Here is a 14,978-nt window from a genome sequence, read left to right on the forward strand (position 1 = left end):
ATATTATGCTAAAACCAATAAAACACATCCTAAAAAATGAGTAGTTCAAAAACCTTTAACAGCCGGTATATTATCGGTATCTCCTTTATTTCGGCCCTGGGCGGATATCTTTTCGGGTTCGATTTTGCCGTAATATCAGGAGCCTTGCCATTTTTACGTACGCAATTTGCGCTCGACCCTGTGTGGGAGGGTTTTTTAACCGGCTCGTTGGCACTGGGTTGTATTGTAGGCTGCCTTATTGCCGGTAAACTGGCCGATCGCTACGGTCGCAAGCCGGGACTAATGGTTGCCGCATTGATTTTCGCCGTATCATCTATTGGTATCGCGTTTTCGCAAACTTTAACTTATTTTATTGTGCTGCGTTTTGCGGCCGGCATAGGAGTGGGTATGGCCTCCATGCTTTGCCCCATGTACATTGCCGAGGTTTCTCCTGCCGAGGTGCGGGGGCGCAATGTGGCCATCAACCAGCTTACAGTGGTTATCGGCATATTGGTAACTAACCTGGTTAATTATTTTTTAGCCGATCATGGTCATGATGCCTGGCGGTGGATGTTTGGTCTTGGAGCGGTTCCGTCCGCGGTTTTCCTGATCGGGGTTACCTGGCTGCCGGAGAGCCCGAGGTGGTTAATGAAATCGGGGCAGGTGGCAAAGGCCCAGCAAGTGCTTAATAAGATAGGCTCAATTGATTTTGTAGATTCAACCATGAAGGCCATTGAAAAATCATTGGCAGGCAGCACCGCAAAACAATCCTATAAAATGGTATTTGATAAGGCGGTTCGCCCGGCGGTTGTGGTGGGGATTACGCTGGCTGTATTTCAGCAGTTTTGTGGTATTAATGTGGTGTTTAATTATACTTCAACCATATTTGAATCTGTAGGGGCCAATTTAAACCGCCAGTTGTTTGAAACCGTTTCCATTGGTATAGTGAACCTCGTGTTCACCTTATTGGCCATGTGGCAGGTTGATAAATTGGGCCGCCGCCCACTTATGCTGGCAGGCTCGCTGGGTTTATCTGTATTGTATATTGTGCTGGCAGTGGCTTTGCAAAATCATTTCCCGGCAGGTTTGGTATCCATATTTGTATTATTGGCCATCAGTACCTATGCCATGTCACTGGCCCCGGTTACCTGGGTGCTCATTTCTGAGATTTTTCCTAATAAGATCAGGGGCGTGGCATCATCAGTAGCCATTGTTTCATTGTGGGGGGCTTATTTTATACTGGTTTTTACCTTCCCCATACTGGCTAAAAAGTTAGGTACTTACGGGCCATTTTACCTGTACGCGGGTATTTGTTTCCTGGGTTTTTTGTTTGTAAAGGCCCGTGTTAAGGAAACAAAGGGACAAACTTTAGAAGAACTCGAAGAAAATTTAATAAGACATTAATAATAAGATATATGCATCATTCAAGTGTATCCGTTTGGGAAGAAAAAGTAGTTATCCCTACGTATGGTGTTGGTAAGCCCGACAAAAACCCTATGTTTTTTGAAAAACGTGTTTACCAGGGTAGTAGTGGCGTGGTTTACCCCAACCCGGTGATCGAAAAAATTGCCGACGAAAAAGAAGATAAAGAATACACAGGACTATTCCTGGAGAACAAGTACCTGAAAATAATGATACTGCCTGAGCTTGGAGGCCGCATCCAGATGGCTTTTGACAAGATCAAGCAACGGCATTTTATTTATTATAACCAGGTGATAAAGCCTGCGCTTGTTGGCTTAACTGGTCCGTGGATCTCGGGTGGTATTGAATTTAACTGGCCGCAGCACCATCGTCCAAGCACCTTTGATCCAGTTGATTACAAGCTGGAAGAACATGCCGACGGCAGCAAAACAGTTTGGGTTAACGAGGTTGAGCGCATGTTCCACACCAAAGGTATGGCCGGTTTTACGCTTCGCCCGGATACGGCTTATATCGAAATAAAAGCCAAATTGTTTAACCGCTCGGCTTTGCCGCAAACTTTCCTGTGGTGGGCAAATCCGGCTGTAAAAGTAAATGACTATTACCAGTCCGTGTTTCCACCTGATGTTAACGCGGTGTTTGACCATGGTAAACGCGATGTATCTGACTTTCCTATCGCTACAGGTACTTATTACAAAGTTGATTATTCGCCGGGTACCGATATTTCGATGTATAAAAACATCCCCGTACCAACCTCATACATGGCCATCAACTCCGATTATGATTTTGTAGGCGGATATGAGCATGATAGTCAGGGTGGTTTGTTACACGTAGCCAATCACCATGTATCACCCGGTAAAAAACAGTGGACCTGGGGCCACAGTGATTTCGGCCAGGCTTGGGACAGGAACCTTACTGACGAAGACGGCCCGTACATTGAGCTGATGACCGGTGTATTTACCGATAACCAACCCGATTTTAGCTGGCTAATGCCCTACGAAGAAAAAACATTCACCCAATATTTTTTACCATATCGCGAACTGGGCATGGTGAAAAACGCTACTAAGGATATATTGCTGGCACTTAGTAAAGATTCGGATAAGGTAACCATCAAAATACAGACAACCTCAGCGCAAACCAGCTTAAACATTCAGCTAAGCTACAAAGGCGAAACCCTGTTTAATGAAACCGCCGATATACTCCCCGAAAACGTATTTATAAAAGAACTGGCAATTAGCGCTGATCTGAACGAAAACGAACTGCTGCTGATTATCACTAACAGCAATAATCAGGAAGTTTTGCGTTACGAGCCTGCAAAAAATAAACAGAATGAGCTGCCAACCGCTGCAAAACCAGCCCTGGAGCCTGCCGATGTAGAAAGTGTAGAGCAATTGTTTTTAACTGCCCAGCACCTGGAGCAGTACCGCCATGCCACGTACAGCCCCATACCTTATTATGAAGAAGCATTACGCCGTGAGCCTACCGATATCCGCAATAACAACGCCCTGGGTAAATGGTACATCCGTAAAGGACAGTTTGCCAAAGCCGAGCCTTATTTACGAAAAGCGGTAGAAACCAGCATCCAGCGTAACCCTAACCCTTATGATAGTGAACCTTACTATAACCTGGGTTTGTGCCTCAAATATCTTGGTCGTGCCGATGAGGCGTATCCGGTTTTCTATAAATCAACCTGGAGCAATGCCTGGAAAGATACCGGCTTTTTTGCCGTTGCGCAGATTGATATGGCCCGTGGTCACTACGCGCTCGCACTCGATCATATTACCCAGTCATTGGATAGGAATGCCAACAACAGCAAAGCCTATGTGATCAAGGCGGCGGCTTACCGTAAACTTAACCAGTTGGATAAAGCTTTACAAGTGGCTGATGAGGCATTGGAAAGGGATGGTTTTAACCTGGGGGTGATCTTTGAAAAAGTATTGGCGCATAAACTGGCGGCTGAGCCGGAGCTGGTTGCTAACTGTTTGGATCAGCTGTTAACACTTTCCAGAAACGATGACCAGAATTTTATTGAATATGCTTTAGATTATGCTGCCGCCGGTTTATACAGCGAAGCTGACCAATTATTACAGCTAACATTAAAAGATGCAGGCACAAGCCCTATGGTATATTATTGCCTGGGTTGGTTTAGCTACCAAAGTGGCAATCAGGCCGAAGCCAAAAACTGGTTTGAAAAAGCTGCTACAGCCAGCCCGTACCTATGCTTTCCTAACCGTTTAGATGAAATAGGCATATTACAATTGGCTACAGAAGTTAATCCTGCAGATGCCAAAGCGCCTTATTACCTGGGTAATTTATTTTACGATAAACGTCAGTATGCGGAGGCGGTAAACTGGTGGGAAAAATCGGCAGCTTTGGATGATACTTTTCCAACTGTTTTCAGGAATTTGGCCATTGCTTACTTCAACAAACAAAACAACGCCGATAAAGCGCTGGAATATTTTGAAAAAGCGTTTGCGCTTGATAAAACCGATGCCCGCGTTTTAATGGAACTTGACCAGCTTTACAAAAGGCTGAATAAAGAACCCGAACAACGCTTAAAATTTATTGAAGATAACCTGGATGTGGCCAATCAGCGCGATGATATTTACCTGGAAAGGGTAACGTTATATAACCTTTTAGGTAACTACGAAACAGCTTTGAACCTGCTTAATGCCCGCCAGTTTCACCCGTGGGAGGGTGGCGAAGGTAAGGCATCGGGCCAATATGTATTTGGTCTGGTTCAGCTGGCCAAAAAATATATGGAGGATGGTTTGTATGAAAAAGCCATCGATAATTTAAATGCCGCTAAAACTTATCCGCACAACCTGGGCGAGGGGAAATTATACGGCACTCAGGAAAACGATATCGATTATTGGTTAGGTCGTGCCTATGAATTGTCAAATCAACCAGGGCTTGCTAAAAAATACTTTGAGCAGGCAACCGTTGGGCTGGATGAACCGTCGGCCGCAGTGTTTTATAATGATCAGCAACCCGATAAGATCTTTTACCAGGGTCTTGCCTGGGAAAAACTTGGCGACTCAGAGCAGGCCAGCCGCATATTTAAAAAGCTGGTGGCTTACGGCGCAAAACATGCTAACGATGAGGTGAAAATTGACTATTTCGCAGTATCGTTGCCCAACCTGTTGATCTTTGACGATGACCTGAACTTAAGGAATAATATTCATACAAGCTTTTTACAGGGCCTGGGATTATTGGGCCTCCACGAGTTTGATGGCGCGCAAAAAATGTTAAGCAAGGTGTTACAGCTCGACGCCACACATGCCGGTGCTAAAGTTCACCTGGATATGACCAGGCAGGCGCTCGATGTAAAATAGATGAATTCAAGATAGTTAATCCGGACTTAAGCCATGGGCAAAAGCGCAACTAAAATATCATATCAGCCATGGGGCGAACATGCCGGTAAGCAGGTATCTCTATTTAAAATAGAAAACGCCGGTGGGGCTTATGTAGAGCTGACCAATTACGGAGCCACACTGGTTTCAGTTGTAGTTTCTGATGCTCATGGATTTTATGGCAATGTTGTTTTAGGCTATACATCGTTACAAGCTTATGCAGATGATAACTGTTACATAGGTTCAACCATTGGCCGTTATGCCAACCGGATAGCCGGAGCTAAATTTAAACTTAATAACACCACCTACAACCTTGAAAACAACGACGGTAAAAACACAAATCACGGCGGTTATAGTGGTTTTAATTCCAGGGTTTTTGATTACGTTATTACCGATGATGGTTTATCTTTCAGCATGCAGAGTAAGGATGGGGATGGGGGATATCCGGGTAATCTTGAGCTTACAGTAAATTACCGGTGGACGGACCTGAATGAATTAATCATCAGTTACCATGCATCGACTGATAAAAAAACTGTGGCCAATTTTACCAATCATGCCTATTTTAATTTATCAAATGGCGGGGCTAAAATATTTGATCATTCCCTTACTGTTTATGCCGATAATATATTGGAAAGTGATGCGGAATACATTCCGACAGGGCTAATTAAACCCGCTGGTGAATTAAAATTTGAAGGTACTTCCATCAGAAATAAGATGCTCATAAAAGAGGATGGCATTACCGGTTTAAATGATTGCTATTTGCTTAATGAACAAAGCGATGTTAACTATAAACGGGCAGCTGAGCTTTTTGAAAAAAGATCAGGGCGAAAGCTGGAAGTATTAACGACTTATCCGGCCATGATGGTTTACACAGCTGATTATCTTCAAAGTGAGTACCCCGGGCACAATGGCCATCAATATAAACCATTTGAGGGCCTGTGTCTGGAATGTCAGTATTATCCGGATAGCCCTAACCATGCAAATTTTCCATCAACGGTATTGGAAGTTGGGGATATTTATCAGGAAACTATTATTTATAAATTTGGTATTGTTGCATGAGTATAAGTTAATCATCCATCATAATATTAACTACTTTTGGGTGCTTAAGCAAAAACAATAACACATGACCGATTACAAATTAGAGGCTGCAAAAGCCGCTTTTAAATTTATTAAAGCCGGCCAAACAATTGGCCTGGGAGCCGGAACAACAGTTTTTCATTTGGTAGATATGATCAGTCGGGATCAGGATCTTGCCCGGTCTGTTGTTTTGGTATCATCATCTTTTAAAACAAATGCTTACCTGCTGCAGCAGGGTTTAAACATAAAGTCGTCATCCATGGTGAAACATCTGGATATTTATTTTGATGGATGCGATCAGTTTGATCAGGAACTAACCGCGTTAAAAAGCGGTGGAGGTATTCATACATCCGAAAAAATACTGGCATCAATGGCTAGTGAATTTATTTTAATGGGTGATGAAGCAAAATTCGCCCCTCAATTGGACACTACTTATCCCCTGGTAGTCGAAATTTTACCCCAGGCCTTACAAATAGTACTCGACCGGCTTGCATCTGTATGCCCTGGCGCCACAATAAAATTACGCATGAGCAATCAAAAGGATGGCGCTGTAATTTCAGAGAATGGTAACCTGCTTGCCGATATTCAATTTTCAAGTCTGCCCCAATGGCAGCAATTAAACGTACAGGTAAAAATGATCCCTGGTATAGTAGAGCATTCCTTGTTTTACCGCCTGGCTACAAAGGCCGTAATTGCAGGCGAAAATGGAGTAAGGGTAATAACGCCGGTATAGTAACAGAATCTTATTAGCCATAAAATTATAAATGCCTGCAAAAATTAAAAGGAGGGGTAGTGCGATTCCTTCCCTGGGGAAGGGGAGGTAGGGGTTTCATAAACATTGGAGGCTACCGTATAACCCCCTCCCTGCCACTACACAATTTGGCGCACCCCTCCCGTGGGGAGGGAATGTACTCCAGGATCATGATTTACTAATCATCTATGGTCATACTATCTGGTTAATTCAAAATATATTATCTTTAGCTTCCTCAACCTAAAATAAATAAAGATGATGTCACTGGTAAAATCAAAACACTTTTGTTTCCAATTGATCGTATTGTTGTTTTTTATTGTTGGTACCGATGCTTATGCAACGGATAAGGCTCACAAACAACCCAGGCAGGACACTTTATTGCAAAAGGGATATATATTAAACATCATGCATAAGGTTGCCGACTGGCAGCTAAACGAATGGAATACCAACGGTTTTAAACATCCAAAAGTCGACTGGACCAATGCAGCATGTTATACCGGTATTTATGCACTGGGATCAATAAAAAACAACGAAAAATATTTAGCCGCCCTTGTTAATATTGGCAACAACCTTAACTGGAACACCGGGCGTAACCGTTTCATGGCCGATGATTATTGCATTGGGCAAACCTATTCTTTGTTGTATACTACTTATAAAGACAAAAAGATGATAACGCCGTTCACCTTACTGGCCGATAGTATTGTGAGCAAACCGCATGATGAATCGTTGGAGTGGAAAAATAATATAGCATCACGGGAATGGGCCTGGTGCGATGCCCTGTTTATGGGGCCCACAGCATTAAGCTATTTGAGCACCGCTACCGGGAACCCGGAGTATTTAAATACCGCCACTAAACTCTGGTGGAAAACCACCGATTATTTATATGACCCATCTGAGCATCTTTATTTTAGGGATGGGAGCTATCTGGATAAAAAGGAAAAGAATGGAAAGAAAGTATTTTGGGCAAGGGGCAACGGATGGGTATTGGCCGGCCTGGTAAGGGTAATGGAGAATATGCCTGCCAATCATCCGGAAAGAAAAAAGTTTGAGCAATTGTACCGGGATATGGTCGCCAAAATAGCCTCGTTGCAACAGCCCGATGGCAGCTGGCACGCCTCCTTACTTGATCCCGAAAGCTATCCGGTTAAGGAAACAAGTGGTACCGGTTTTTATTGTTATGCCTTGTTATGGGGCCTTAATCATGGCATGTTGGATAATAAAACATACTGGCCGGTGGTTAAAAAAGCCTGGGTCGCGCTGGCATCCGCTGTTCATCCCGATGGTATGCTGGGTTATGTACAGCGCATTGGTGCCAGTCCGGATGCGGTTACTGAAAACAGTACCGAAGTATATGGTGTAGGGGCGTTCCTGCTTACCGGCGAACAGCTATACCAATATATAACCGCGCATCCCGCAGCAGGCAAAAATTAAGATAAAGGCAGATTTCGCAAACATTTATATTCCCAAGGGCAAGGTAGGTGTCTGCGTAAAATTACCTATCCTCAAACGCTAATACACGTATTTACACCGGTAGCAAATACAGTAAATCCCGAAACCCGGTTCAGTAATATCCCTGCTGTTGTTTATGTCAGGAGGGAATATCTTTGACATTATAATAATAACACTAATAAACAACGATAAAGCAATTTCAGGGCATTCAATAGCCGCTGAACAAAAATAATAAGTTACAAATTAGGGATAATAACTTAGGAGCAGCCGCCTACAGCAATGTAGCGGCTGTTTTTTTTACGTGGATATGGTGTTATTTTATTCGCCTCATTAACAGTAATTTAATAAAAAAATATCCATCTGTTTGTAAGTAAATTGCTAAAATTATTAGTAGTTTAGCCGTGTATTTATAGCAATCAACATGGCAACCTTTGCAGATCGTCGTTTTATATCACACCTTGACCTTGACACCTTTTTTGTGAGTGTGGCCCGGTTGGATAACAGCAAGCTGATAGGCAAGCCTGTAATTGTTGGCGGTTTAAGCGATAGGGGCGTGGTGGCTTCCTGCAGTTATGAAACCCGCGCCTTTGGTGTACACAGCGCCATGCCCATGAAAATAGCCCGGCGCCTTTGCCCCGCGGCCGAGATTGTGAATGGCGATTTTGACCGCTACAGCAAGCTATCGCGCGATGTTACCGAGATCATTCGCGAGGAAGTGCCCCTGTATGAAAAAACCAGCATCGATGAATTTTATGCCGACCTGACCGGGATGGACCGCTATTTTGGCTGCAGCCTGTTCATGGGCCATCTTAAAAAGCGTATAATTAAAGAAACCGGTCTGCCTATATCCTATGCCCTGGCTTCAAATAAACTACTGTCAAAAGTGGCCACCAACGAAAATAAACCAAACGGGCAGGCCGTGATTGATTTTGGTGCCGAGCGGGCTTATCTGGCCCCCCTGGTGGTACAAAAATTACCCGGCGTTGGCGAAAAAACATCGGCCCTGCTACGGCAAATGGGGGTGGGTACCATTAAAATTTTGAGCGAGATACCGCTGCCCATGATGCAGAGCCGCTTTGGTAAACACGGCATCGAGATGCATCGCCGCTCGCAGGGTATTGATGAAAGTCCGGTGATCCCTTATTCCGAACAAAAAAGCATCGGCACCGAAGAAACTTTTGAGAACGATACTATTGATATGCACTTTTTGCACCGCGAGCTGGTGCGGATGACCGAGAAGGTGAGCTTTCAGCTTCGGCAGCAAAAAAAACTATGCGGTTGTGTTACCATTAAGCTGCGCTATTCAGATTTTAATACCGAAACCAAACAGGCGGTAATCAGCTATACCTCGTCTGACGATGTGTTGTTGAAAACGGCTAAAGAACTTTTTAAAAAGATCTATGACCGCCGCCTGTTGGTACGCCTGCTGGGTGTGCGGTTAAGTCAGCTGGTACAGGGGCAATACCAGATCAACCTGTTTAGCGATACCGTAGAGAACATCAGGCTTTACCAGGCCATGGATCATATACGCACCCGTTTTGGTGAGGATGCCGTGCACCGTTCTGTAGCCCAACAATTAAACGCGATAGAAAGGGAACGCTATGTACGTTAATTGCAAAACCTTTTTCAGTTACCGTTATGGTACCTATGAAACCGAGGAGCTTGTAAAGCAGGCCAAAGCTATGGACATTAGTGCTTTAGCGCTTACCAATATTAACGGCACGCCCGATGCCTGGGACTTTGTTCATTACTGTCGCGATACTAAAGAGGGTACCCAACCTGCAATACACCCCATATTGGGCAGCGAGATCAGGAACAGCAATAAGTTTTGCTACCTGCTTATAGCCAGGAACGATACCGGGATAATGCATATTAACCGTTTTATCTCCAGGTATAAGGTAGAGGATAAACCTTTTCCGGAGCGGCCCGTTATTGCCGATGATGTATATATTATTTATGCCTTAGGCAAGTATCAGCCTCATGAATTGCTGGATAATGAGCTGATAGGCGTACGGGTAAGCGAGATCAACAGGTTGTTTAGTGTACCCGTAAAGAATCATCCTCAAAAGTTTATTATCCGCCAGCCGGTTACCTTTCAAAATAAAAAGAATTTTAATGTTCACCGCCTGTTAAGGGCTATTGATCTGAACACTTTACTCTCCAAATTAACGCCCGATGACGTAGCGTCGCCCGATGAAATGTTTATGCCTGAGGCCGAACTGATGACCAGATTCAGGGAATATCCAACTCTGATAGCCCGTACACAGCAGTTAATGGAAGACTGCGGTACGGATATGGTATTAAAAACAGATAAAAATAAAAAGACTTTTACCGGCTCGCTGCAAGGCGACCAGGAATTGCTTCGTGAACTCACCTTAAAAGGTATGGCTTTACGATATAAGCAAGATCCTGTTATAATGGAAAGAATTGAGAAGGAGTTAACGGTGGTTAGCAATCTGAATTTTAATTCTTACTTCCTGATTGTGTGGGACATTGTACGCTTTGCCCGTGAAAAGGGTTTTTATTATGTAGGCCGCGGCAGCGGGGCCAACTCTATTATTGCCTATTGTTTAAAAATAACCGATGTTGACCCTATAAAATTAGATCTGTATTTTGAGCGTTTTCTGAACAAGTTCCGCACCTCACCGCCCGATTTTGATATGGATTTTAGCCATAAAGACCGGGACCAGATCATCCGTTATGTTTTTAACAAATATGGTAATGAGCGGGTGGCCTTATTGGGTATGCACGCCACTTTTCAACGCAGGGCCACCATCCGCGAACTGGGTAAGGTAATGGGGTTGCCCAAAGAAGAAATTGATATCCTGGTAAAAGACCGCAATTATATTCACCCGGAAGACAGCATCCAAAAGGTAATATTAAAATACGTGGATGCTATGAAGAATTTTCCTAATCACCTGAGTATCCACGCCGGGGGGATGCTCATATCTGAAGAACCCGTTTATCAGTATACCAGTGTGGAAATGCCCCCCAAAGGTTTTGCTACATCACGGATAGATATGTTTGAGGCTGAGCAGGTGGGGCTTATCAAATTGGATATCCTGAGTCAGCGGGGATTGGGGCACATTAAGGATACCATACAACTGGTTAAGCAAAATCAGGACATCAGCATAGATATTGAGAAGGTAGAAGATTTTATGACCGACCCAAAGGTGGCCGATCAGATACGCCGGGCCGATACCATTGGTTGTTTTTATATAGAAAGCCCGGCTATGCGCCAGCTGCTCATGAAGCTTAAGTGCGATGATTACCTTACCCTCGTGGCGGCCAGTTCCATCATACGCCCCGGGGTATCGCAATCAGGTATGATGAAAGCTTACATTCAAAATTATCATAACCAGGATAAAGTACAATACCTGCACCCTAAAATGGAAGAGTTGCTGAAAGAAACCTTTGGTATAATGGTGTACCAGGAGGATGTGATCAAGATTGCGCACCACTTTGGCGGGCTGGATATGGCCGAGGCCGATATACTGCGCAGGGCCATGTCGGGCAAGTATCGCGGTAATGAAGAAATGATCCGTATTGAAGGCAAGTTCTTCAGCAATTGCAGGGAAAAAGGATATCCCCCCGATATCAGTAAAGAGGTATGGCGGCAAATAGCCAGCTTTAGCGGTTACTCGTTCAGCAAGGCGCACTCGGCCAGTTTCGCGGTAGAGAGTTATCAGAGCCTATACCTTAAAACCTATTTCCCGATGGAGTTTATGGTGGGGGTAATTAATAATTTCGGCGGGTTTTACCGTACCCCGTTTTATTTCCACGAACTGAAAAAGACCGGGGCAAAGCTGCACGCTCCCTGTGTAAACCAGAGCGATATATACACCAATATTAAAGACCATGATGTATATGTTGGCCTGGTACATATTGAAAGGCTAACCAGCAGCCTGCTGGAATGTATAATTACTGAACGCCACGATAACGAACCTTACCTGAGTATGGAAGATTTTATGGAGCGTACCCTGGCCGGCATGGAGCAACTGAACATACTGATACGTATTGGTGCACTGCGATTTACCGGTATGACCAAACAGGAACTGCTGTGGCGGGCCAATTTTTTCCAGAAACAACAGCAGGAACAGCCGGTTGCTACTACCACTTTGTTTAACGAGCCTGCTACCGATTTTAAGCTCCCCGAACTAAGCGCCAGGCCGCTGCAGGATGCCTTTGACGAAATTGAGATACTGGGTTTTGCCCTTACAGATACCTTCCCGATGGTTGATGATGACGGGCAGGGGCTTACCTATGTAAAAGAGCTGCCTGCCAAACTGGGGCAAACCGTGAAAATGCTTGGCCAACTGGTAACCATCAAAGAATCGAGCACCATTAAACGCGAGATCATGAATTTTGGAACCTTTCTTGATCCACACGGCGACTGGCTCGACACTGTACACTGGCCCGAATCACTAAAACGCTACACTTTCCAGGGCAGTGGTTTTTACCGGATGACCGGCAAAGTAGTTGCAGAGTTTGGTGTTTACGCCGTTGAGGTATGGGAAATGCACAAGATAGGGTATAAAATGGAGATGCTGGAATGGGTGTAAACCGCGCGTCATTATTCACCGCGCGTCATTGCGAGGAACGAAGCAATGACGCGCGGTGGGAGGTGAAGAAAATCTTTCGGGCTATACACACTTTCAAACTTTCCCTACTATTCATTAACTTCGCACAATGAACTTTTCGTCCAAGTTGCTGGAGAATGCCGTAGCGGAGTTTGCTAAACTGCCGGGAGTAGGACAAAAAACTGCTTTGCGCCTGGTGTTGCACCTGCTAAACCAGGATAAGCTGGAGGTGGAACGCTTTAGCAGCACCATCAGCAAGCTGCGCAATGAGATTCAGTTTTGCAGCGTTTGCCATAATATTTCTGACCAGTCGGTTTGCGAAATATGCACATCACACAAGCGCGACCGTAGTACCATTTGTGTGGTAGAGGACACCCGCGATGTGATGGCCATTGAAAATACCAATCAATATAATGGCGTTTATCATGTACTTGGCGGGCTTATTTCACCCATGGACGGCATTGGTCCGTCAGATCTGCAGGTAGACACTTTAGTGGAACGGTTGAAGGCAAACGAAACCAAAGAGATCATTTTTGCCCTTAGCGCAACCATGGAAGGCGACACCACCTTGTTCTATCTTCACAAAAGAGTAAAAAATTTCAATATTATCATTTCTACCATTGCCCGTGGCATAGCTTTTGGAGGTGAATTGGAGTACGTAGATGAGATCACTTTAGGGCGATCTATCGCTACACGTGTTCCTTATGAAAATTCACTTACAAAGTAAAAATGAAACTATCGGTCATTCTTGTTAATTACAATACCTGTGATATGCTCAGGCTGGCGCTCAACTCTGTTGTAAGGGCCGCCCAGGATATCAATAATGAGGTTTTTGTGGTTGATAATGGGTCGACTGATAAATCATTGGCTATGCTTAAGGATGAATTTCCGGAGGTAAGCGTGATAACTAATACCAAAAACGAGGGTATAGCCAAGGCATACAACCAGGCTTTGAAACTCACCACAGGAGAGTATGTTTTAATGGTCAATGCGGATACTATTACAGGCAAAAAAACCATTGAACGTTCCCTGGAGTTTATGGATATACATACCGATGCCGGCGGGCTTGGCGTGCGCATGATAACACCCGAAGGCCGGTTTCTGAAAGAGTCAAAACATGGCTTTACCAAACCCTGGGCAATATTTTTTAAACTGACAGGCCTGGCCAGGTATTTTTCAAAATCGCGCTTAACTGATGTACAACGTAAGGACTGGGTTGAGGAATTCCAGACCTCAGAAACCGATGTGCTGAACGGTGCTTTTATGCTGTACCGGAAAGAGGCCTTAAACCATGCCGGGCTGCTTGATGAGCGTTTCCATATTTACGGATATGATATTGATCTGTCGTACCGCGTTAGGCTTACCGGGTTTAAAAATTATTACTTCCCCAAAACATATATTATCAACTTTAACACACGTGGCAGGGCTAAATTTAGCTTCACTTATATCAGGGAATTTTATGGCGCGATGATTATCTTCGCCACGAAATACTTATTTAAGGTGCCCGAAATAAAAATGGAGGGCATCCCGCAGCTCTATCCTCCATCGTATGAAGTTGAATAACAAGATCATTATCATCACCGGTGCATCATCAGGTATCGGCAAATCATTAGCTATTGAATGCGCCAAACGCGGTGCAAATGTTGTTTTGGCCGCCCGCCAGTACGTTACCCTTTGCGAAATAGCCGCTGATCTTGAAAAACAATATAATGTTAAGGCTTTGGCCGTACAATGTGATGTGGCTATTGAAGAGGAATGCGCGCATTTGATAAAACAAGCCCTTACAACCTTTGGTAAAATTGATGTGCTGATCAACAACGCAGGCATATCCATGCGGGCGCTGTTTAATGATGTAGACCTTAAGGTATTAAAGAGCCTCATGGATGTTAATTTTTGGGGTACCGTATACTGCACCAAATATGCCCTCCCCGAGATTATTAAAACCAAAGGCAGCATTGTGGGGGTATCGTCTATAGCTGGTTATAAAGGTTTGCCCGGCCGCACAGGCTACTCGGCTTCCAAATTCGCAATGAATGGTTTTTTAGATTCCCTGCGGGTTGAAAACTTAAAAACCGGTGTACATATATTAACCGCCTGTCCTGGTTTTACCGCGTCAAACATCCGTAATACCGCACTGGCAAAAGATGGCAGCCAGCAAGGCGAAAGCTCCATGCACGAAGAGAAAATGATGACCAGTGATGAAGTAGCTAATATTATACTTAACGGTGTTGAAAATCGCTCCCGCACCCTCATCATGACCAGCCAGGGAAAACTCACCGTAGCGCTCAGCAAATTTTTACCCGCCTTTTTAGATAAAATGGTGTATAACGTATTCGCTAAAGAAAAGAACCCGTTGCTGAAATAGCTTAT

General features: G+C 44.3%; 10 protein-coding genes. All 10 read left to right on the forward strand.

The genetic code is table 11. The features are described 5' to 3' along the window. The first annotated feature begins 36 nt into the window (after positions 1-36). The 10 genes from M2273_RS07860 to M2273_RS07905 all read left to right on the forward strand — a co-directional run bounded on the left by M2273_RS07860 (position 37) and on the right by M2273_RS07905 (position 14,973). The gene (locus M2273_RS07860) at positions 37-1,383 is read left to right on the forward strand and encodes a sugar porter family MFS transporter (RefSeq protein WP_429395082.1); all 1,347 of its coding nucleotides are present in this window, start codon (positions 37-39) and stop codon (positions 1,381-1,383) included. Between the two features lie 11 nt (positions 1,384-1,394). Next, complete coding sequence (locus tag M2273_RS07865) at positions 1,395-4,733, forward strand: DUF5107 domain-containing protein (protein ID WP_429395084.1); 3,339 nt, start codon at positions 1,395-1,397, stop codon at positions 4,731-4,733. Positions 4,734-4,766: 33 nt separating this feature from the next. Next, positions 4,767-5,810: an aldose epimerase family protein gene (locus tag M2273_RS07870; protein WP_429395087.1), complete on the forward strand. Its 1,044-nt coding sequence runs from the start codon at positions 4,767-4,769 to the stop codon at positions 5,808-5,810. A 64-nt stretch (positions 5,811-5,874) separates the two neighbouring features. Further along, positions 5,875-6,561: a ribose 5-phosphate isomerase A gene (rpiA, locus tag M2273_RS07875; protein ID WP_429395089.1), complete on the forward strand. Its 687-nt coding sequence runs from the start codon at positions 5,875-5,877 to the stop codon at positions 6,559-6,561. 273 nt (positions 6,562-6,834) lie between these two features. Next, positions 6,835-8,010, forward strand: coding sequence for a glycoside hydrolase family 88/105 protein (locus tag M2273_RS07880; RefSeq protein ID WP_429395092.1), 1,176 nt, complete (start codon positions 6,835-6,837; stop codon positions 8,008-8,010). A gap of 439 nt (positions 8,011-8,449) precedes the next feature. Then, complete coding sequence (gene dinB / locus M2273_RS07885; protein ID WP_429395094.1) at positions 8,450-9,640, forward strand: DNA polymerase IV; 1,191 nt, start codon at positions 8,450-8,452, stop codon at positions 9,638-9,640. Further along, complete coding sequence (locus M2273_RS07890) at positions 9,630-12,590, forward strand: DNA polymerase III subunit alpha (protein WP_429395096.1); 2,961 nt, start codon at positions 9,630-9,632, stop codon at positions 12,588-12,590. Before dinB ends, M2273_RS07890 begins: the two co-directional genes overlap by 11 nt. Before the next feature lie 127 nt (positions 12,591-12,717). Further along, positions 12,718-13,335 (forward strand): recombination mediator RecR, encoded by a 618-nt coding sequence (gene recR, locus M2273_RS07895; RefSeq protein ID WP_429395098.1) that lies wholly within the window; start codon positions 12,718-12,720, stop codon positions 13,333-13,335. 2 nt (positions 13,336-13,337) lie between these two features. Next, on the forward strand, positions 13,338-14,171 hold the full coding sequence (locus M2273_RS07900; protein ID WP_429395100.1) for a glycosyltransferase family 2 protein: 834 nt from the start codon (positions 13,338-13,340) through the stop codon (positions 14,169-14,171). Next, complete coding sequence (locus M2273_RS07905; protein WP_429395102.1) at positions 14,158-14,973, forward strand: SDR family oxidoreductase; 816 nt, start codon at positions 14,158-14,160, stop codon at positions 14,971-14,973. The genes M2273_RS07900 and M2273_RS07905 overlap by 14 nt, the downstream gene beginning before the upstream one ends. Positions 14,974-14,978 lie beyond the last annotated feature (5 nt).

The organism is Mucilaginibacter lappiensis (genome assembly GCF_050433765.1).
GTDB classification, from domain to species: domain Bacteria; phylum Bacteroidota; class Bacteroidia; order Sphingobacteriales; family Sphingobacteriaceae; genus Mucilaginibacter; species Mucilaginibacter lappiensis_A.